This window comes from Psychrilyobacter sp. (assembly GCF_049671765.1).
Taxonomy (GTDB): Bacteria; Fusobacteriota; Fusobacteriia; order Fusobacteriales; family Fusobacteriaceae; genus Psychrilyobacter.
Genome location: NZ_JBATVM010000053.1, coordinates 1 through 20777, shown reverse-complemented (window position 1 = coordinate 20777; position 20777 = coordinate 1). Strand labels below are relative to the sequence as shown.

Genomic DNA, 20777 nt, shown 5'->3' with positions numbered 1-20777 from the left:
GGATAAAACCAGAGGTATATATGAACCCAATATTATTAAAACCTACCAGTGCTAGAAAATCTCAAGTAATATTAAATGGTAGAGTTGTAGAAAATATGGGAGCTGTAAAATATTCAGAGTATAAAGAGGGATTAAAAAAAGAGATCCTAAAAAATTATGATTATATAAAATCAAACTATGATGTATCTATAATTGAAGGTGCTGGTAGTCCGGTAGAAATAAACCTTACAAAGGGAGATATAGTAAATATGGGAATGGCTCATATGGCTAATTCGCCTGTAATTTTAGTGGCAGATATAGATAGAGGAGGAGTGTTTGCAAGTGTGGTAGGAACGATGACGCTTTATACTCCTGAAGAAAGGGCTAGGGTAAAAGGGATAGTTATAAATAAATTCAGGGGAGATGTGAAAATATTAGAACCTGGACTTAGACAATTAGAAGAAATTATAGGAGTTCCTGTTTTAGGAGTAGTGCCTTATACAAAACTAGATATAGAGGATGAAGATGGGGTAACTGATAAATTTAAAAGAAAAACGGTAGATAAAGACATAAAAATATCGGTGATAAAATTAAAACATATGTCTAATTTTACAGATTTAGACGCATTTAACCTGTATGAAGATGTATCTATAAAATATATAGATAGAGTAGAAGATTTAGGAAATGAAGATATGGTAGTTATTCCTGGATCTAAAAGTACAATAGACGATTTGAAAGAATTAAAAGAAACAGGAATAGCAGAAAAAATAGTGAGATTAGCAAAAAGTGGAACTATAATATTTGGGATCTGTGGTGGATATCAAATGCTAGGTGGTAAGATAGAGGATCCTGAAAAATTAGAAGGAAATGTCAGTGAAATATCTGGATTGGGATTATTAGATCTGACTACTACTATGGAAAAGTCAAAAAATACTCTTCAATATCACGGTGAAGTACTAACAAATGATGGATTATTCAAGGGCCTTTCGGGGAAACCAATAAAGGGATACGAAATTCATCAAGGTATAACTAATGGTGAGGAAAAAGGGATCTTTTTAGATGGAGAAAAATATATAAATGGAGTTATTAAAAATAATATAATAGGATGTTACATCCATGGAATTTTTGATAATACAGAATTCACACGTGGGTTTTTGAACAATATAAGGGCAGAAAAAGGTTTGGATGGGATAGATGCTACAATTACTTTTGAGGAATTCAAAGAAAGAGAATATGATAAATTAGCTAAGGTTGTAGAAGAATCTATAAATATGGAAAAATTATATGAAATAATTGGAATATCTCGTTAATTGAAATGTCAGTCTATAAGTGATATACTAGAATGAAGCTATAATCTTTAGGTTATGCCAAGTATACAGGGGGAACAATGGGGAAAATTATATATATAACGGGAGGAGCTAGGAGTGGTAAGAGTACTCTGGCGGAAAGTATAGCTCTCAATAATTATAAAACAAGAACATACCTTGCTACAGCGATTCCATATGATGATGAAATGGTAGATAGGATAGATAAACATTTGATACAAAGGGGAGAGGATTGGGAAACTATAGAGGGATATAAGGGTATATCTAAACTTTTAGAAAATAAAGGAGAAAGCGAAGTGGTTCTTCTAGATTGCCTGACTAATATGGTGAGTAATCTTCTTTTGGATAACCATGTAGATTGGGATATGGTGATACCTTCAGCAGTAAATGATATGGAGGCTGAAATAATCTTAGAAATAGATAATCTTTTGGCATGTATAGAGTCATACAGAGGAGATTTTATAATTGTTAGTAATGAATTGGGAATGGGATTGGTGCCACCATATCCATTAGGAAGATATTTTAGAGATATTTCGGGACGAATAAATCAAAGAATTGCTGAAAAAAGTCATGAAGCTTATATGGTAGTTTCGGGGCTTAAAATTAAGTTAAAATAGAAAATTAATAGGAGGAATGTGATGAAGGGATTTTTACTTCTTTTACAGTTTATGACAAGAATACCTACTCCAAAAATGGAGTATGAACCAAAAAGACTAGGGAAGGCTATGAAGTTTTTTCCAGTAGTTGGAATGATAATAGGGGTAATTTTATATTATTCATTTATAGTTTTAAATCAATTTTTTGATAGCCCAGAAGTAATTGCAATATTGATAATATTAATAGAGATAATACTTACCGGTGGACTACATCTAGATGGTTTAGCAGACACATTTGATGGAATATTTAGTTATAGAAGTAAGAAACGTATGTTAGAGATAATGAAAGACTCTAGGATTGGAAGTAATGGGGCACTATCTTTAATAATTTATTTTGCTTTAAAAGGAACGTTGTTAAAAGAAGTTATATCTATAGATGGATCTCCTTATTTTTTACTTGTAATGCCTGTAATAGCAAGATTTAACAGCACTTTAAACTGTGGAGTAGGAAAATATGCTAGACCTAGTGGGATGGGGAAACACATAGTTGAGGAAACAAATATGGTAAGCGTAATGATATCGTTGATTATAACAGCAACTTTTTCATATTACTTTATAGGGATAATAGGAATATATGCCCTTGTAGTAGTAAGTATCTTAGGAATATATTTTGCTAAATTAATGGAAAGAAAGATCGGTGGAATAACAGGAGATACGCTAGGAGCTGTAGTTGAGATGTCTACAATAATTGTACTTTTAGTGGGAGCTATAAATGGGTAAATTAATTTTAGTAAGACACGGAGAGAGTGAATTTAACAAAGAAAATATTTTTTTTGGACATTTGGACCCTAACCTTACAGAAAAAGGACGAGATCAAGCCCTAAAAACAAAGAAAATATTATCTAATATTGATTATAAAGAGATCTATACTAGTCCATTAAAAAGAGCAGCTGAAACAGCTGAGATAATAAACATAAAAAATTATGATTTAAACTTAGTAGAGGAACTAAAAGAACTGAATTTTGGAATTTTAGAGGGCCTTACCTATGAAGAAATATTAAAAAAATACCCTGAAGCTGCTATAGAATGGAAAGAAAATTGGCAGACATATGATTATCAAACAGGGGAAAGTGTAGAACAACTACAAGAAAGATCTGTGAAGTTTGTAGAATCACTGGATCTATCTAATGGGAACATAGTGGCTGTGTGTCATTGGGGAGTAATAAATTGTATCTTAAGTTATTATTTTTCTGGAGAATTAAACGGTTACTGGAAATTTGCTCCTAATTATGCTGGAATAATAGTTATAGAATTTACAGACGGATATCCAATCTTAAAGGGAATTAATATAGGAGATGTCGATGGAATTATATAAGACAACATTAAAGAAGATAAAGCCTTTGAATGCTAAGGTAGCTTTAGAAGCTAAAAAAATATTAGATGAAAAGATGAAACCTTTAGGCAGTTTGGGTAAATTAGAGGAATTGGCTATTCAAATCTCTGGAATAACCGGAAGACTAGACAATATTATTTCAAAAAAATTACATCTGGTGGCTTCAGCAGACAACGGAATAGTAGAAGAGGGAGTTTCCTCTTGCCCTATTGAATATACTAAAATTGTTTCTGAAGCAATGTTATCTAAGGTAGCAGCTATTGGAATTTTGTGTGATACATTGGATGTTGATTTTAAACTGATAGATATAGGAATAGCAGGAGAGATAGATCGTGAATATCCGAATTTATACAGAAAAAGTATAAAAAAAGGAACCAATAACTTTGCATATGAATCTGCTATGACCTATGATGAATGTATAAAAGCCATAGAAGTGGGAATATCTATTGTAGAAGAAAATTTAGATTATGATATATTTTCTAATGGAGAGATGGGGATAGGAAATACTACTACAAGTAGCGCTATTCTCTATGCATTGACAGGAGAAGATTTAGATCTAATTGTGGGCCGTGGTGGTGGGCTCAGCGATCACGGGCTTATAAAGAAGAAAAAAGTAATAAAGGATGCTGTAGAAAAATATAGTCTTTTTAATAATGATCCCATAGAAGTTCTTCGATGTGTAGGAGGTTTAGATATTGCTTGTATAGCAGGGATATATCTTGGATGTGCAGCTAATTCTAAACCGATACTAATCGATGGTTTTATATCAAGTGTTGCAGCACTAGTTGCTCAAAAGATAGTTCCTGATGCAGTAGAGTATATGATAGCTACCCATAGAAGTGAAGAGCCAGGAATGGCTATTATAAGTAAAACTTTGGGGCAAAAAACATTTTTAGATATGAATATGAGATTAGGAGAAGGAACAGGGGCAGTTCTTGCCTATCCAATAGTGACCTCAGCTTTAGAGATTATGAAAAGGATGAAAACTTCAAAGGAAGTCTATAAAATATTAGGATAGTAGGGGGGAGTGTCGTGAAACCTAAAGAACATTCAGGACATAGAGATAGAATTAAATCTAAAATTTTAAAGAATGGTTTAGATGGATTTTTAGACTACGAAATTTTAGAAGCACTATTATTTTATACCATTCCAATGAAAGACACCAAAGAGGTAGCCAAGGGACTTTTAAAAAAATTTAAAACTTTAGAAAAAACCTTGAGTGCACCAAAAGATGAAATATTGTCATTAAAAATAAAAGGAATAACTGAAAATACCTGTATTTATTTTAAACTCCTACATGATTTAAATAAAAAAATGTATAAGGAGAAATTTAGTGAACAGATTGTTTTAAATTCTGTAGAAGCTGTGTATGATTACTTAAAAAGTAGTATAGGGCTTTTAGAGAAAGAGGTTTTTAAAATTATATTTTTAAGTGCTGATAACAAGTATTTAGGAGATGAAATTATATTTTTAGGAACAATAGATAGGAGCCAAATATACCCTAGAGAGATAGTTAAACAAGTGTTGAAATATAATGCGAAATCGGTTATATTTTCCCATAATCATCCATCAGGGAATCCAAAACCATCTCGAGCAGATCTTGAGATGACAAAAAAATTAAAAGAGATATTAGAACCTTTAGAAGTGAAGGTTTTAGATCATATAATTATAACCCCAGAAAAATATTATAGTTTTTTAGAAGAGGGAATTATATAGAGGAGGCTACAATGAATCAATCTAACAAGATGACTATAGAGGAAAAAATGGCTATGAGATTAAAAGAAAAAAATAATAAGGGAACTCAAAAAAAAGAAATAAAAAATGAAAATTATAAAAATAAAATAGAAAACGACAAAACAGATGAAAATGAAAAAAATGTTGAGAAACAGAAAGCAGAAGTTGTAAAAGAAGTAAAAGAAATAACGAATAAACCTCAAAAAATAGTTGAAGAAGTAAAAGAAAAGATAAAAGAGGAAGAAGTTGAGCTAGCTATGCCGGCCCCTGCTGCATGTGGGACAGAACCTTGTGATGAAAATTGTATGAAAAAGAAAATGGCTAAAGAAGAATTAAATAAAGATGTTTTAGATGAAGAATGGGAAGCCGAGAATAAAGTTATAGAGACTGAGAACAAAGAAGAGAAAAAACAATATAAAATTTTAGGGATCATGTTTGAAATAACTAGAAAAAGATATTATTTTGAAGTAGTAGATGAAGGCGAATATGTGGTAGGAGATAGAGCTGTAGTAGATACTGCAAGAGGTAAAGAAATCGGTTTAGTTTATATGGCTCCAAAAATGATGGAAGAAGAATCATTGGTGTTACCTTTAAAACCTGTAATTAGAAAAGCAACAGAAGAGGATAATAAACAATTTGAGACTCTGAAAGCAGAAGCAATAAAAGCTAATACTGTAGGGAAAGAAAAAATTAAGAAACATGAATTGCCTATGAAATTAGTGGCTACAGAATTCACCTTTGATAAATCAAAATTAATCTTCTATTTTACAGCAGAGGGTAGGATAGATTTTAGAAACTTAGTCAAAGAATTAGCAACTATATTTAAACTTAGAATCGAATTACGTCAAATAGGTGTAAGAGATGAAGCTAGAATATTAGGAAGTTTAGGAATCTGTGGAAAGGAACTTTGTTGCAGAATCTATATCAATAAATTTGATTCGGTACTGATTAAGATGGCTAGAGATCAAGGGTTAGTAATAAATCCTTCAAAAATTTCTGGGGCTTGTGGAAGACTTCTTTGTTGTATTAAATATGAATATCAACAATATGCCGATGCTCTATTAAAATGCCCAAGTATGGGTCAGATAGTAAATGTAGAAAATAGCAGAGGAAAAGTAGTAGGAATAAACCCATTGAATGAATATCTATATGTAGATGTAGAGGGAAAAGGAAGAATGAGACTAAATTTAGATGAAGTAAGTTTTGATAAAAAAGAAGCTAGAAAACAGCATAAATCTAAGAAAAAAACACCTGAAGAAGCAGCTGTGAAAGGACTGGAAGCAAAATAATGAGAGGAGATGAAAATTTAGAACCTCTAGACCATGGGATGGTTATTTTACAGAAAAAAGATGGATTTAGATTTGGTGAAGATGCAATTATGGTATCAGAATTTTTTAAACCAACTAAAAATGGAAAACTTTTGGATATAGGGACAGGGACAGGGATAATTTCTCTCATCCTATCTAGAAATTCCAAGGTAGATAATGTTACATCGGTAGAAATACAAGAAAAAATGGCTGATATGGCCAAAAGAAGTGTAGAAAAAAATCATCTCATAGAAAAAATAGAGGTTCTTAATATAGATATAAAAAAATTAAATAGAGGAAATACTTATGATTATATAGTGAGTAATCCCCCATATATGAAGAGTTCCAATGGGAAGGTAAATCCCCATTCTATGAAAGCAATCTCTAGGCATGAAATCACTCTAAATTTAAAGGAACTGATAGATGAAAGTAGGAGACTCCTAAAACCAGGAGGTAGTTTGACACTGATCTATAGAAGTGAGAGGATGGTAGAACTACTGAGTAATCTATCTGAATCTGGATTTTATCCAAAGAGGATACAAAATATATTCAGTGAAAATACCAAGATTTCTAAACTTTTTATGATAGAAGCTATCAAAGGTAAGAATAAAGGTTTTGAATTTTTAGAGCCATTGTATATAAAATAAAAGAGAATAATATATTTTATAATAATTAAAATTTTAGACTATTTATTTTGAATTTTAAGTTAAAAAAAAAGAGGCATTGCCTCTTTTTTTTGATTAATCACGTTTCTTTTATTTTATGGTATAATAGGAGAATAGAAGGTGAATAAATAATGATATTAGAAAAAATTTCAGAAAATATAATAGAGAAAATGAAAGAAGAAATTGAAAACGCCCATGGAAATGAGGTGTTTTTTCGTGGTATTCTAAATAATGAAGGATTAGTAGACGAGATAGAGGTTATTGCCAGAGGTAATAAAGGATCGGTTCCAGCGCTCCTCAAGAGGATGAAAAAAAGAGAAGTAATAATTCATAATCATCCTTCAGGTTATTTATATCCATCTGATGCAGATGTAGCTGTGGCTTCTATGTATTCAGAGCAAAAAGATGGTGCTTCATACATTGTAAATAATAATGTAGATGATATATATGTCATGGTAGAAGTAAATAAAGTAGAGATTAAAAAAATAGATATAGGACCATATTTTGAAGAAAAAGGTCTTTTAGCAGGAATATTCAAGGGATTTGAGTATAGAAAAGAACAGCTTCATATGGCTAAACATATTGAAGATGGGCTCAATAATAAAACAAAGGTTGTAGTAGAAGCAGGGACAGGAACAGGAAAGACCCTTGCTTATTTAATTCCTAGTATAGAGTGGGCTATAAAAAATGAAAAAAAAGTAATTATTACAACAAATACTATAAATTTACAGGAACAACTTCTACATAAAGATATCCCTATAGTAAAAAAATTACTACCCCAGAAATTCACCTATGTTTTAGTAAAAGGGAGAGGAAATTACCTTTGTAATAGAAAGGCTGCTAATATAGGAGTTGGAGGGAGTTCAGAGATAGATGATATGAGTAGTTCTCAAAAAGATCAAGTGAGCTATGTATTAAAGTGGTTTAAATCTACTGAAGCTGGAGATAAAGGCGAACTTCCCTTTGAAGTAGATTATATAGTATGGGAACAATTTATGAGCGAAACGGATATATGTGCTGGAAGTAAGTGTGCTTTTAAAGAGAGTTGTTTCTTTTTAAAGTCCAGAGAGGAAAAGAAAAAAGCAGATGTGTTGATTACTAACCATCATATGTTTTTCGCTGATCTATCTATACGAAAGGAAGTAGGGTTTAATACAGATTACTCTATATTTCCAGATTATGACTTAGTAGTATTCGACGAAGCTCACAATATAGAGAATGTTGCTAGAGACTACTTTTCCTATGAGGCATCTAAATATTCATTTAATAAAACTATGAATAATATCCATCACATGGGAAAGAAAAAAGATTCTAGTAAATATACAGGTCTATTAAATTATTTGAGAAATATAAAATATAAAGGATATGAATCTATAAAAAAAGAGGTTATAGAAGAAATGATATCTCGACATATAGATCTATCTAATCGTGGAAATGAATATTACCTAAAGGTTATAGAAGCATTTGCAGGGCAATCTCAAGGAAATATAAGCCTTCGTCTAAGAAAGGAAGAACTAAAGCACTGGGAACATTGGGAAGCGTTGAAAGGCTTAGAAGAGGATATGCTCCTAACTTATAATGGATATATGAGAAGGTTAAAGAGTTTAAATCGTGTAATAAAAGAGATTGATGATGAAACAGGAATAATAAGTGATTTCACAAAATACACTGAGAGATTGGAAACATATTTTTCTAACTATAATTTTATAAAGGAAATGGATGACAAAAACTTTATTTATTGGATATCTTTAAATAAAAAAAAGAGCAATGTAAAATTTGTAGCGACACCACTAAAAATAAGTGATGAATTAGATGAAAACCTATATTCTAACTTGGAACATATGGTATTTACTTCTGCAACTGTAGCAATTAATGGAAGTTTTAAATATTTCAAAAAATCTATAGGACTTCATGAAGAGGTTTTAGAAAAAATAATTGATTCGCCTTTTGATTATGATAAACAAATGAAGGTATATATTCCAAGAGATCTTCCATCTCCTACAGATCGTGGATTTTTAGATGGAATAAAAGATTTTGTAGAAAAACTTATAAAGAAGACAAAAGGGAATACATTTTTATTGTTCACCTCATATTCTACATTAAACTATCTATACTTTATGTTAAAAGATAGGTTAGAAAATGAAGGTTATGAACTATTTATTCAAGGGCAAGCACCGAGAAATCAATTGGTGGATATGTATAAAAAAAGTAGTAAACCCGTACTCTTTGGAACAGCATCATTTTGGGAAGGGGTAGATGTGAAAGGAGATAAGTTAAGCTCTGTAATCATAGTTAAGCTGCCATTTAAAGTACCGAGTGATCCAGTTGTAGAGGCCATTATAGAAAATTTAAATGCTGAAGGGAAAAATGCTTTTATGGAGTACCAAATACCTGAATCAATAATTAAATTTAAACAGGGAATTGGTAGACTTATTAGAAGTTGTGATGATAGAGGTGTAATAACAATTTTGGATAATAGAATTATAAAAAAAAGGTATGGAAGTCTATTTATAGATTCAATTCCAACAAAAAATATTCATATAAAAAACATAGATAATATCATATAAGGATGATATTGGAGGAAAAATTATGAAGAAAATTGAACTTTTTGGTAGAAGATTAACAATTGGGTTTGAGAAAAAAGAAAAAATGAAAAAAGAAATTAAAGATATAGAATATTCGGCAAAAGAAGTAGTTAGTGAAAAAATAGTATATCTTATCTTCATCTTAGTGATTACTGTAGTGAGTGCAAATTTATATTTATTTAATGGTAATTTGAGATTAGGAGATGTAGCCATAAGGGATATAGTAGCTCCTACAGATATCATTTATAATGATAAAGAAGCTAAAGACAGGATTATATCCGAGATAATAGAAAATTCTAAGAAGGAATATATAAGCGTAGAAAAGGTAGAAGAAGAAACTATTCAAAGAGTAAAAGTGTTTTTTCAACAATTAAAAAAAGAAAAAAAAATAGAGTTACAAATGGCTCACGAGAATATAAAAACTAGTTTTGACGTTGAAATATCTGAGGAACTTTTTACATATTTATTTGAAAAATCAGATAAAGAATTAGATTTTTTAAGAGATAAATATTTAGATGACATAAATATATTATATGAAAAAGGTGTTAAAAAAGATAGAAATCTATTAAGGCTTAATAGTTTATTTGAAAAAATGGAAAATTTAGATTCTAATGAAGAAAAATTTATAAAATTTTTTATCAAACCTAACTATATATTAGATACTGAAAAAACAAAAGAGTTATTAAGTGAAAAAATAGAACAAGTAAACAATGTCTCAGTACGTATAAATGCAGGATCGGTAATTTTAAAAAAAGGTGAAGCCGTTTCCGAAAATAAGGTAATTATATTAAAAAATGCAGGTCTTTATGGTAAAACAAGTAAGATAATAAAATTTATGGGGACATTTATATATTTGCTTATATTGTCTATAGTATTTAAAAATATTTGCATGAAGTTTTTATTTGATGAAATAAGAAAAAAAAGTTATTACAGCGCCATAATGTTATCTCTTGCTGTAGGAATAATATCTTTTAGAGTTATAGATCCAAATTGGAAATATATACTTCCTATAGAAACTGTATTTATTTTATTAGGAATTTTAATAAATGTAAAAACTAGTTTAATTATAGGTGGATTTTTGATACTTTATGGGGTCCCATTAAATGGATTTGGAGTAGAATACTTAGTTATAGAAATATTTAGTTTGATAGTTTCGTTATACTTGATTACAAAAATAAAAAATAGAACGAATATTATAAATACAGGTATTTATATAGGAATGACAAAGGTATTTATAGTGTTAACAATAGCAGTTGGGATGAATATGGAATTTTTAGATAGCTTGATTAAAAGTGGAATATTATTTTTATCAGGAGCTTTTACAGGAATGTTAACAATAGCACTCCTTCCATATTTTGAGAGAACATTTAATATTTTGACAGATATAAAATTACTAGAATTAGGAGATCTATCTCAGCCGTTACTTAGACGATTGTCGGTAAATGCTCCAGGAACATTTCATCATTCTATGATGGTAGCAACATTATCAGAACAAGCTACAGAAGCTATAGGCGGTAATCATGTGTTTGCTAGAGTCGCATCTTATTATCATGATATAGGAAAGATGAAAAGGCCACAATTTTATGTGGAAAATCAAGCAGATGGAGTAAATCCACACAATAATCTGACTCCTACCTTAAGTACTCTTATAATAACATCTCATACTAGAGATGGAGATGAAATGGGAAGAGAGTATAACTTGCCTAAAGAAATAAGAGATATTATGTATGAACATCAAGGAACGACTTTATTAGCTTATTTTTATAACAAAGCAAAACAAAGTAACCCATATTTAGAGGAAAGTGATTTTAGATATAGTGGGCCTAAACCTAGGAGTAAGGAATCGGCAGTAATAATGCTAGCAGACTCTATAGAGGCAGCAGTAAGATCCTTAGATGAAAAAACACCAGTAACAATAGAAAAAATGCTACGAAAAATTATAGGATCAAAAATTGAAGAACAACAGCTTTCGGATGCAGATCTTACATTTAAAGAGATAGAAATTATAATCAAAAGTTTTACAAAGATACTCATGAGTATACATCATGTAAGGATAAAATATCCAGGACAGAAGTAAAAGAATAAAATTTAGGAGGAAAAATGGAAATAATTGTTGAATTAACTAAAGGAATAGATGGGTATGACGAATTTATAGATTTAGAGACTGTAGAAGATTATATAAAAACAGTCATAGAGGATGAGTATGCTAATGAAAGAGATGTCTATATGTCTCTTTTATTGACTAACAATGAAAATATACAAATTGTGAATAGAGATTATAGAGGTAAAGATCAACCTACAGATGTTATTTCATTTGCCTACCTAGATACTGAAGATGATTTTCAATTAGGGCCGTATTTGACTTTAGGTGATATAGTAATATCTTTAGAGAGAGTAAAAGAGCAAGCTGGGGATTATAACCATAGTTTTAAAAGGGAATTTTATTATGTGTTGACTCACGGGATCTTACATCTACTAGGTTATGATCATATAGAGGATGAGGATAAAAAAATAATGAGGAAAAAAGAGGAAGAAATTTTAAATACACACGGGTATAGTAGAGACATCTAAAAAAAACAAGGATTATAATTTAATAATTGGTGTTACGAGCTTTCTAAGCATACAGCATCAATTATTCATTATCAATTTGACCCAAGGTCATAGGGTGGTTTTATGAAAAAAAAAATAACTAAAAATGGTAAATTTAACGAAAGCATAAATTATGCTCTAGAGGGTATAGTAACAGCTATAAAAACTGAACGTAATATGAGAATTCATATATTTGCCGGGATATTAGTGGTTATACTTAGTCTTATATTTGGTGTAACAGGATCGGATCTAAAAAGTCTCTCCTTTGCGGTAACATTGGTATTTTTAGCAGAGCTACTGAATACAGCTATAGAGGCTACAGTGGATATAAGTACAACGAGGTATCATCCATTGGCTAAAAAAGCCAAGGATGTAGCAGCTGGAGCAGTACTCATCGCATCTCTAAATGCTTTAGTAATAGGTTATATAATTTTTAGTAAAAAATTAAAAAAAGATACTTTTGAGACCTTTAGATTATTAAAATCGTCCTATATAGACACTGTTTTACTGGTAATATTTATAGTAGTAGTAGGAGTTTTTATAATTAAATCTTATTATAAAAAAGGAAAATTGCTACATGGAGGAATGCCTAGTGGGCATTCAGCAGTAGCTTTTGGACTTTGGGTAGGAGTATCTTATGCAACAGAAAATATAGTGGTAACAATATTGACTTTTGGAATAGCGCTTTTAGTGGCTCAGTCTAGGATTGAAGGACGAATTCATACCCCTATAGAGGTCATGGCTGGAAGTGTCTTAGGGACATTTGTTACTTATATTTTATTGAAATTGATATTTTAGGGTGGTAAAATTATGATAACAGAATTGGATTACTTAGTTCTTAGTGGCCTTTCATATGGTGATTTTAAAGAGGAAGACATCGGTTATTCTTTAGAAGAAATATTGTTTTTGAACAGTGAATCTAAAAAGAGGTTACTTTCTTTTCCTAATGAAGTTTGGTCTTATGGAGGAAGTGAGATATTTGAAAAAACATTCCATACTTTTTTATGTGAATGGAAAGTAATAGGAATAATGGATGATACATATAAACAAGGTATAGAAAAAACTGGTTTTTATGCTATAGCTTTTGAAAAAAATAAACAAGTAGTTATATCTTATAGGGGTACAGAACTTAGTTCATTTGGAGAAGCATACAAAGATTTTATAGAAACAGACCTATTGATTAGTGTGGATAAAAAACCAAAACAATTAGAACAAGGAGTAGAATTTTATAAAGAAATTTTAAAGATGAATTATGAAAGTATAGCTTTGACTGGACATTCTTTAGGTGGAGGAATAGCTCAATATGTTGCATTAATTTCTGATTTAAAAGAATGCGGTATACCAAAGGTTTATACTTGGAACGCTCTTGGAATTAATAAAGCAGGAATCTTAAGTTTAGAAGATTTTTTAGAGTTTGATTCTATAGCAGAGAGAAAATACCCCTCTTTAAAAAATAATGAAATACTATATAAAAGGGTAAAAGCTTATTACTATAGCTATCTTTTTAAAACATTGAAAAAGAATAATTATATTAAAGACAAAGAGAGCATAAAAAAAATATCCAAATTAGAATTTAAATTGGAATTAGATGAAGATGCAGAGAAAAAATTAGAAAATATATTTACAATATCTAATAAATCCATGTTACCTTTTTTTTCTAAAACAGAAGAAGAAAAAAATGAATTGATAATGAGTCCTAAAGTTTTTATAGAAGATTTTTTTGATGAAAATATGATCTATGAGGAGCTGACTAGGGCAAGAAAATTTATTAAAAAATTTAAAAATAATAATAAATATGATGAATATATAATTAATTTTGTTCATTCAGAAGACTTTACAATCACACTCTACCCACATTTAGGCAGTACCTATGCTATAAATAAAGGTCTAGTTAAATCAGAGGAAAAATTACCTCCTCTTTTAAAAAAAATGTATGCGTTTACTAAATCTATGAGAAGTTATCATATGTACCAAGTGTTTTTACCTTTTTTTAGTTTTGAAGGGGAAGATAGAGGGCATATAAAAAAAGAATTGAGTATTGATTATATAGCCACTGAGGTTAGAAGGGTCATCTATCAAGAAAAGGATTTGACCGATGAATTTTTGGGGTTTTATTATAATGGTTTAGAATTAGATAGTGACAATTATTATAAAATTAAAAAAACTCTCCTACATGGAATGGGAATGACTAAGGCAGATATAAAATATTTAAAAGAAGCTATTATAATGATAAAAAGAATGGATTTTGCAAAATTCAGAGAATTATGGAAAAAAGTGAAAAAAAAGGTCGGTAGCCCCTATGTAAAAAAAGATGTATATGACCTGATAAGCTTTAACAAAAGGCATAAATAACCCTTATTTTTCTTGAAGATTCTTCTTAATTATTGTATAATTAGTTAAAAAGGTTGATCTGAAAAGATTAACAGGTATGGAAAAAGAAAATAATATGGAGGAATAAAAATGAAAGCGGCAGATAAATTAAGAGCAGGAAGTACATTTGAAGTAAATGGAGTACCATTTTTAATATTAAAAGCAGATAGATTCCAATCAACATCAGGAAAAAGACAAAGAGCACCAGAAATTACATTTAAAGTAAAAGATCTTATCAGTGGAAGGATCAATGAAAATACAGTAAAGGCATCTGATATGATGAATGACATCATGCTAGATAAGCAATCTATGCAATTTTTATATGAAGATGGTGGAGAATATAATTTCATGAATCAAGAAACATTTGAGCAAATTGGATTACAAGCAGAAGATTTAGATGGTGCTGTAAACTATTTAAAAGAAGAAGTTATTATCGACATCTTATTCTATGAAGGAAGACCAGTAGGAGTAGAATTAGAAAATCATATGGTATTTAAAGTAACTTATACAGAGCCTGGATTAAAAGGCGATACTACAGGAAAAGCACTTAAATCTGCTACAATTGAAACTGGATATGAATTAATGGTTCCGTTATTTATCGAGATGGATGAATTAATCAGAATAGATACAAGAACAGGTAAATACGTAGAAAGAGCTAAGTAAGAGATTTTTAAACCTAGAAAATTTTAATTTTCTAGGTTTTTTTTAACAGAAGTTATAGATCCTGTACTTTTTTTACCCTCCACTGAAGAGGATATCAGATAAAAAAGAGGAATAAAGATAGGTAACTAGAAGGAGATAACTATGAAGAAAATAACTATGAAAAAAATATTAAAATTAATAATAATGTTTATGATTATTTCTATATTTGCCTTTGGATCAACGAGGAGTATAGCTAGTTTTAATACCCTTCATTTGGGTTGGAAAAGTGATCATAGACAGGAAAAAATAGAGGGATTAGCAAGTATCATATCTTCTTTTGATCTTATAGGAATTCAAGAAGTCATGAAAAAAGATGAAGTAAAAAAACTAACTAACGAGTTAAAAGCTCAAACAGGGATAGAATGGAGATACCATATTTCACCATATGCTGTAGGGAGTAAGAAATATAGAGAATACTTTGCATATCTCTATAGAACTGATAGGGTAAAACTCCTAAAAAAAGGTAAATTTTATCCAGAAGTAGACAGAGGACACAATTTCATGAGGGAACCATATGGGGCTAAATTTCAAATGGGAGATTTTAAATTCACCTATGTTTTAGTACATTCGATATTTGGAAAGAAAAAAACAGAGAGACAATTAGAAGGTATGCAGATGGTCGATGTATATGATTGGTTTAAAGAGGAATATGATAAAAATAATAAGGAAAATATAGTTATAATTGGAGGAGATTTCAATATACCTTCCTATGATGATGCTTTTTCTGGCTTTCTAAAGCATTCTGATATGATTGTCGATGCAATACCTCCTAATCAAAAAACAACTATAGGAAAGAGTGGATTGGTTTCTAGCTATGACCATATTTTTTATCCCTATGAATTAATGCAAGGGTGGTATACAGGTAGAAATGGAATATTAGATTTTACAGATAACAACTATAGGGAGATAAGAAAGGTCATATCAGATCATCTACCTGTATTCATAGAGGTAAATACTGTAAAGGATGAAGGAGAATAGGATGAAAAAAAAGGCAATAATATTTTTAAGTGGAAGAGTTAATTTAGAGGCAGAATATTATAAGGGCATAGAGTATAGTGACTATGATATATACTGTGCAGATGGGGGAGCAAATCATGCCTATAATTTGGGAATAATTCCAAAATTAATATTAGGAGATTTGGATTCGATTAGTATAGAGGCAAGATCTCATTATGAAAATTTAGGAGTGAAATTTGAAAAATTTTCTGTATCCAAGGATTTTACTGATGGAGAGTTGATTTTGGAAGAAGTAACAACAAAGTATAAAAATGTTTTAATATTAGGAGGATTAGGAGGTCGAACAGATCATTTTTTGACTAATCTAAACCTCTTGGAAAAGTACCAAAATATTACATATGAAGATGAAAATGAGGAAATTTTCTGGGTGAAAAAAGATATGGTGATTAGAGATCAAAAGGACAAAACTATCTCCTTTATTCCGATTACATCGATTACAGCATTGACATTGGAAGGGTTTTGCTACCCTTTAGACAAGGCTAATATCTCTAGATCTAGTTCTATCTGTATGAGTAATATAATAGATCATGATGTTGTACGAATAAGTTACGGTAGCGGTTCTGTTATAGGAATAATTCAGAAATAATTACAAGTATTCATAGGAAAAACAGAAATAATATAGTATATATATAATATAGAACTAGGAGGTGATTGTGATGATGTATATTACGCTGTTGTTAGTAGTATTGGCTATTATAATATTTTATTTGTCAGCGCTTTTGGTATTTACACCCTATGAGGAAGATGATAAATACGTTCTTAAAATTTTGGAATCTGGATATAAACTTCATCTGGTCGCTACTGAAAAACACGGGATATTAAAAAAAATAACAGATAGCAGTGCTAAATTGATATTAACCTTAGTATATTTTATTTTAAAAGATCGCAAATATACTGATAGTATTGAAACTAAAAACGAAGATGAAGATGAGATTAATTAAAAAAAATCCCTTAAAATAGTAATTTACTATTTTGGGATTTTTTTATTATTTAGGAAATTATAAATTTAAAGATATGCAAAAAAAATAATTTGTTTAGTCAAATGATAAAGAATTTTCGGTAAAAAATTTATTTCAAAGGATAAATAAATAAAAAAGTATATGCAAAAAGGATCTTAAAAAATAAGCTTCTTCAAAAGTATTGAGTTTTAAAATTTTAAGGGTAATATAAATCTCCGTATTTTTTATTTCTAAATTTTTAATTAAATTAAATTAAATTAATTTTTAAAAAAATAGATTTATTGTGCTAATATATTATACAATACAATTTATGGGCTTATACTTTATTATTAAAATCATGGGAAGAACGTAGCTTTAGAAATAATTTTGGTTATTTAAAAGATCAATTATCTAATTTAGGATAAGATTAAAAAATTATTTATATATTTGCAAAAGTTTTAAACTATTGATACAAATGTTTTAGAAAGGAGAAGAAATGCCAGAATCAAATATTTTTTTTGAAAGGGATTCTGATAATTATTTATTGGAATCATTTAGAATTCTTAGGAGTAATATATATTTTTTAGAAAAAAATAAAAATAAAATAATTATATTTACAAGTACTATACCAAATGAAGGAAAGACTACTATATCTGCTAATTATGCAATGTCAGAAGCTGTGACGGGAAAGAAGGTGATCTTAGTAAACTGTGATATAAGAAAATTTAGACCTTTTGATAAATTAAAAAAAGAATCTTATGGGATTGAAAGTGTACTTTTAGGTGAAAAGAAAGTAAATGAGGTAATTATCAAAGAATTTAAAGAAAACTTGGATCTTTTACCTTCCCAACATTATTTAAATGGAGATGTAACTGAATTATTTTTAAATAATAGGATTAAAGAATTATTAGAGAATCTGAAAAAAAAATATGATCTAGTAGTACTTGATACTTCGCCCCTGAGTATAGCTACCGATGCAGCCATACTTTCAGAATATGCAGATGGGATTGTCTATGTATGCGGATATAATATGGTAAAAAAAGAAAAAATGATTCGTGCAAAAAAAATATTGGAACGAGCTGGAGCTAAAATATATGGGATAGTAATAAATAAAATAGATGAAAAAACTTATGTAAATGAATATGGGTATGATGAATATAGATATTACAATAATTATGTTAATGGATAGTATTAAAAATACTAAAAAATATTTTGGATACAGTTTAATAAACTATATCCTTTTCTTTATTTAAACTCAAAAGAAAAGTTAAGAGATTAGAAGATGATAATGTGAGGTAGAGTGTAATTATGGATAATAGATTTTTTAATTAATATAATAAAAATGTAAAATATTTAAAAATATTAATAAACATAAATTTATTAATATTAATATTTGTGGTAAAATAATTATTGAAAAGAAAAAAAAGAAAAAAGAAAAATATTAGGGGGAGAGAGAGTGAAAAAAAGTAAAAGAGAGGAAGATTTTAGAGATGAGTGGGAAGACGGTGATGATGATGAAATAGAACTGATGGATCTAGTTTTTATACTTATTAGAAGTTGGAAACTTATTGTATTAAGTGCATTGCCATTGATTATATTAGGAACTGTGTTTGCTATGACAAGACCAGATGTATATAAGGCTGAAGCTACTCTCATGGTATCTAGTGGACAGATCTATTCTGTGAATAATTTAGATAATGCTGAAATCTCTAAAAATCAAAAATTAGTATCATCTTATACAGAGATAGCAAAAAGTAAAAGTATTATGAGAAGTGTAATCAGAAAATTAGATTTAGATATGGAGCCAGAAGAGATAGCTAAGCTATTAAAAGTAATTCCTGTAGAAGACACAGAATTTATTAAATTAAGCTATACAGATAGAAATGCCCAAAGATCTGCTCTTTTGACTAATGAAGTAGCAAAAGAATTCATCTCCAAGATAAAAAAAGTAATGAGTTTTGAAAATTTAAAAATTGTTGAGAAAGCATCGGTACCAGACAAGGCTCTACCTAAAAAAAGGGCTCTTATCCTAGCAGTTTCAATGGTTTTAGGAGTGATGGTTGGAGTGTTTATAGCATTTATGGTAGAATTTTTACATAGTAAACTTCGAAAACCAGAGGATATAGAAAAAATAATGGGGTGCTCTGTTTTAGCCAATATACCAGATTTTAGTATTGAAAAGACAGGTGAGAAAAATGGCAAATAAACAAATAAAAAGTGAAAGAAAGATCTTTTTTAAAGGAGATCAAGACACTCAACTGGCTGAATCTCTAAGAGTTCTTAGAACAAATATACATTTTATGGAGGAAAAAGGAAATAGAGTAGTAGTTTTTACAAGTACTATACCAAAGGAAGGAAAGAGTACTGTAGCTGCTAACTATGCCATGTCTGTAGCTATAAGTGGGGAAAAAGTATTGTTGGTAGATTGTGATATAAGAAGACCTAGGGCTCATAGTAGTTTTGGAATTAGAATTGATCATGGTATGGGAAGTATTCTTATGGGAGATAAAGCACCAGAAGATGTAATATTAAAAAATGTAGAAGAAAATTTAGATATCTTACCCTCTAAACATATTAGTCAAAATGTAACAGAATTATTTTTGGGAAGTAAGATGAAAAATTTATTAAAAGAATTAAGAAAACAATATGATCTAATAGTTTTAGATACACCTCCTCTTGCAGTAGCTACAGATGCAGTAATTTTGTCTGAGTATTCAGATGGAGTAGTATATGTATGTGGATATGATATGGTATCAAAAAAAGAGTTACTCAATGCTAAGAAGATGCTCGATAGAGCTAAAGCAAATATATACGGAATAGTAGTGAATAAGATAGATAAAAGAGGTTATTCATATGGAAATTATGGATATTATAATAATTATTATAGTTACTATGAGGAATATATAAAAGGGGAAAAATAATGATAGATCTTCATTGCCATATTTTACCGGGAATAGACGATGGATCTAAAGATATGAATGAATCTATGGAATTAATTTTGTCTGCTCAAAGATTAGGATGTAAAAAAATATGCTGTACCACCCACTATAGAGTTGGAAGGTATGAAAATAAAAATTATGACGGTGCTTTAAAAAAATTAAGAGATCAATTGAAGATAGATAAAATAGACATAGAACTTTTAGAAGGTAATGAACTTTTTTTAGATTTAGAAGGTCTTTCGGCCTTAAAAGAAAAAAAAGTAAAAACTTTAAATAAAAGTGATTATCTTTTGGTAGAAGCTATCCCAGGAATGACAAAGGTAGCACTAGAGAAATCATTGGAATTAATTATAAATTTAGGATATAAACCAGTTTTGGCTCATGTAGAAAGGTATCCATTTATAAAAGTAAAAACTCTATATGAATTAAAAAAACTAGGAGTTGTGATCCAAGTAAATCTGAAATCTCTGAGACATAAAAAAAAAATATATAAGTGGATAGAGCTGGGTCTTGTAGATATTTTGTCCAGTGATGTTCATGATAGAAAATATAGAAACTATGAATTAGGAGATATAATAAAAGAGATAGACAATAAATTAGGTAGAAAAACTAGGGAAAGATTACTCATGGGTAATCCT

21 protein-coding genes are annotated in these 20777 nt (G+C 29.5%); all 21 read left to right on the top strand.

All coding sequences use genetic code 11. The annotated features are described in order from the left end of the window. Nucleotides 1–1289, top strand: a 1289-nt coding sequence (locus WBG30_RS02440) for a cobyric acid synthase (protein WP_424503054.1), incomplete at its 5' end; no start/stop codon positions are given. A 77-nt stretch (nucleotides 1290–1366) separates the two neighbouring features. After that, nucleotides 1367–1921 carry a bifunctional adenosylcobinamide kinase/adenosylcobinamide-phosphate guanylyltransferase gene (cobU, locus tag WBG30_RS02435; protein ID WP_424503053.1) on the top strand — a complete coding sequence of 185 codons (555 nt, stop codon included), beginning with the start codon at nucleotides 1367–1369 and terminating at the stop codon, nucleotides 1919–1921. A gap of 21 nt (nucleotides 1922–1942) precedes the next feature. Beyond that, complete coding sequence (gene cobS / locus WBG30_RS02430; protein ID WP_424503052.1) at nucleotides 1943–2680, top strand: adenosylcobinamide-GDP ribazoletransferase; 738 nt, start codon at nucleotides 1943–1945, stop codon at nucleotides 2678–2680. Next, nucleotides 2673–3275, top strand: coding sequence for a histidine phosphatase family protein (locus WBG30_RS02425; protein WP_424503051.1), 603 nt, complete (start codon nucleotides 2673–2675; stop codon nucleotides 3273–3275). Before cobS ends, WBG30_RS02425 begins: the two co-directional genes overlap by 8 nt. Next, the gene (cobT, locus tag WBG30_RS02420; protein ID WP_424503050.1) at nucleotides 3262–4311 is read left to right on the top strand and encodes a nicotinate-nucleotide--dimethylbenzimidazole phosphoribosyltransferase; all 1050 of its coding nucleotides are present in this window, start codon (nucleotides 3262–3264) and stop codon (nucleotides 4309–4311) included. Before WBG30_RS02425 ends, cobT begins: the two co-directional genes overlap by 14 nt. A gap of 14 nt (nucleotides 4312–4325) precedes the next feature. Then, nucleotides 4326–5009: a RadC family protein gene (radC, locus tag WBG30_RS02415; RefSeq protein WP_424503049.1), complete on the top strand. Its 684-nt coding sequence runs from the start codon at nucleotides 4326–4328 to the stop codon at nucleotides 5007–5009. A gap of 449 nt (nucleotides 5010–5458) precedes the next feature. Continuing rightward, nucleotides 5459–6316, top strand: a complete 858-nt coding sequence (locus WBG30_RS02410; protein ID WP_424503055.1) for a PSP1 domain-containing protein — start codon at nucleotides 5459–5461, stop codon at nucleotides 6314–6316. Then, nucleotides 6316–6981 (top strand): tRNA1(Val) (adenine(37)-N6)-methyltransferase, encoded by a 666-nt coding sequence (locus WBG30_RS02405; RefSeq protein ID WP_424503048.1) that lies wholly within the window; start codon nucleotides 6316–6318, stop codon nucleotides 6979–6981. Before WBG30_RS02410 ends, WBG30_RS02405 begins: the two co-directional genes overlap by 1 nt. A gap of 149 nt (nucleotides 6982–7130) precedes the next feature. After that, nucleotides 7131–9566, top strand: coding sequence for a helicase C-terminal domain-containing protein (locus WBG30_RS02400; RefSeq protein ID WP_424503047.1), 2436 nt, complete (start codon nucleotides 7131–7133; stop codon nucleotides 9564–9566). Between the two features lie 22 nt (nucleotides 9567–9588). Next, nucleotides 9589–11661: an HD family phosphohydrolase gene (locus WBG30_RS02395; protein ID WP_424503046.1), complete on the top strand. Its 2073-nt coding sequence runs from the start codon at nucleotides 9589–9591 to the stop codon at nucleotides 11659–11661. Nucleotides 11662–11684: 23 nt separating this feature from the next. Continuing rightward, nucleotides 11685–12155, top strand: a complete 471-nt coding sequence (gene ybeY / locus WBG30_RS02390; protein WP_424503045.1) for an rRNA maturation RNase YbeY — start codon at nucleotides 11685–11687, stop codon at nucleotides 12153–12155. A 102-nt stretch (nucleotides 12156–12257) separates the two neighbouring features. Then, nucleotides 12258–12971, top strand: coding sequence for a diacylglycerol kinase (locus WBG30_RS02385; RefSeq protein WP_424503044.1), 714 nt, complete (start codon nucleotides 12258–12260; stop codon nucleotides 12969–12971). Between the two features lie 12 nt (nucleotides 12972–12983). Next, nucleotides 12984–14525 (top strand): Mbeg1-like protein, encoded by a 1542-nt coding sequence (locus WBG30_RS02380; RefSeq protein WP_424503043.1) that lies wholly within the window; start codon nucleotides 12984–12986, stop codon nucleotides 14523–14525. A 108-nt stretch (nucleotides 14526–14633) separates the two neighbouring features. Next, nucleotides 14634–15206, top strand: a complete 573-nt coding sequence (efp, locus tag WBG30_RS02375; protein ID WP_424503042.1) for an elongation factor P — start codon at nucleotides 14634–14636, stop codon at nucleotides 15204–15206. A gap of 141 nt (nucleotides 15207–15347) precedes the next feature. Continuing rightward, nucleotides 15348–16223, top strand: a complete 876-nt coding sequence (locus tag WBG30_RS02370) for an endonuclease/exonuclease/phosphatase family protein (protein ID WP_424503041.1) — start codon at nucleotides 15348–15350, stop codon at nucleotides 16221–16223. 1 nt (nucleotide 16224) lies between these two features. Continuing rightward, complete coding sequence (locus WBG30_RS02365) at nucleotides 16225–16848, top strand: thiamine diphosphokinase (RefSeq protein ID WP_424503040.1); 624 nt, start codon at nucleotides 16225–16227, stop codon at nucleotides 16846–16848. A gap of 67 nt (nucleotides 16849–16915) precedes the next feature. Then, nucleotides 16916–17203 carry a hypothetical protein gene (locus WBG30_RS02360; RefSeq protein WP_424503039.1) on the top strand — a complete coding sequence of 96 codons (288 nt, stop codon included), beginning with the start codon at nucleotides 16916–16918 and terminating at the stop codon, nucleotides 17201–17203. Between the two features lie 493 nt (nucleotides 17204–17696). Beyond that, nucleotides 17697–18389 carry a tyrosine-protein kinase family protein gene (locus tag WBG30_RS02355; protein ID WP_424503038.1) on the top strand — a complete coding sequence of 231 codons (693 nt, stop codon included), beginning with the start codon at nucleotides 17697–17699 and terminating at the stop codon, nucleotides 18387–18389. 267 nt (nucleotides 18390–18656) lie between these two features. Next, nucleotides 18657–19406 (top strand): YveK family protein, encoded by a 750-nt coding sequence (locus tag WBG30_RS02350; protein WP_424503037.1) that lies wholly within the window; start codon nucleotides 18657–18659, stop codon nucleotides 19404–19406. Beyond that, nucleotides 19396–20121: a CpsD/CapB family tyrosine-protein kinase gene (locus WBG30_RS02345; RefSeq protein WP_424503036.1), complete on the top strand. Its 726-nt coding sequence runs from the start codon at nucleotides 19396–19398 to the stop codon at nucleotides 20119–20121. The genes WBG30_RS02350 and WBG30_RS02345 overlap by 11 nt, the downstream gene beginning before the upstream one ends. Continuing rightward, nucleotides 20121–20777: tyrosine-protein phosphatase (locus WBG30_RS02340; RefSeq protein ID WP_424503035.1), on the top strand; the 657-nt coding region annotated here is incomplete at its 3' end. The genes WBG30_RS02345 and WBG30_RS02340, both read left to right, overlap by 1 nt.

Excerpts from the sequence above, each read along its gene's own strand:
- cobU (WP_424503053.1), top strand. The coding sequence starts at position 1,367 with ATGGGGAAAATTATATATATAACGGGAGGAGCTAGGAGTGGTAAGAGT.
- cobS (WP_424503052.1), top strand. The coding sequence starts at position 1,943 with ATGAAGGGATTTTTACTTCTTTTACAGTTTATGACAAGAATACCTACT.
- WBG30_RS02425 (WP_424503051.1), top strand. The coding sequence starts at position 2,673 with ATGGGTAAATTAATTTTAGTAAGACACGGAGAGAGTGAATTTAACAAA.
- cobT (WP_424503050.1), top strand. The coding sequence starts at position 3,262 with ATGGAATTATATAAGACAACATTAAAGAAGATAAAGCCTTTGAATGCT.
- WBG30_RS02410 (WP_424503055.1), top strand. The coding sequence starts at position 5,459 with ATGTTTGAAATAACTAGAAAAAGATATTATTTTGAAGTAGTAGATGAA.
- WBG30_RS02405 (WP_424503048.1), top strand. The coding sequence starts at position 6,316 with ATGAGAGGAGATGAAAATTTAGAACCTCTAGACCATGGGATGGTTATT.
- WBG30_RS02400 (WP_424503047.1), top strand. The coding sequence starts at position 7,131 with ATGATATTAGAAAAAATTTCAGAAAATATAATAGAGAAAATGAAAGAA.
- WBG30_RS02395 (WP_424503046.1), top strand. The coding sequence starts at position 9,589 with ATGAAGAAAATTGAACTTTTTGGTAGAAGATTAACAATTGGGTTTGAG.
- ybeY (WP_424503045.1), top strand. The coding sequence starts at position 11,685 with ATGGAAATAATTGTTGAATTAACTAAAGGAATAGATGGGTATGACGAA.
- WBG30_RS02385 (WP_424503044.1), top strand. The coding sequence starts at position 12,258 with ATGAAAAAAAAAATAACTAAAAATGGTAAATTTAACGAAAGCATAAAT.
- WBG30_RS02380 (WP_424503043.1), top strand. The coding sequence starts at position 12,984 with ATGATAACAGAATTGGATTACTTAGTTCTTAGTGGCCTTTCATATGGT.
- efp (WP_424503042.1), top strand. The coding sequence starts at position 14,634 with ATGAAAGCGGCAGATAAATTAAGAGCAGGAAGTACATTTGAAGTAAAT.
- WBG30_RS02370 (WP_424503041.1), top strand. The coding sequence starts at position 15,348 with ATGAAGAAAATAACTATGAAAAAAATATTAAAATTAATAATAATGTTT.
- WBG30_RS02365 (WP_424503040.1), top strand. The coding sequence starts at position 16,225 with ATGAAAAAAAAGGCAATAATATTTTTAAGTGGAAGAGTTAATTTAGAG.
- WBG30_RS02355 (WP_424503038.1), top strand. The coding sequence starts at position 17,697 with ATGCCAGAATCAAATATTTTTTTTGAAAGGGATTCTGATAATTATTTA.
- WBG30_RS02345 (WP_424503036.1), top strand. The coding sequence starts at position 19,396 with ATGGCAAATAAACAAATAAAAAGTGAAAGAAAGATCTTTTTTAAAGGA.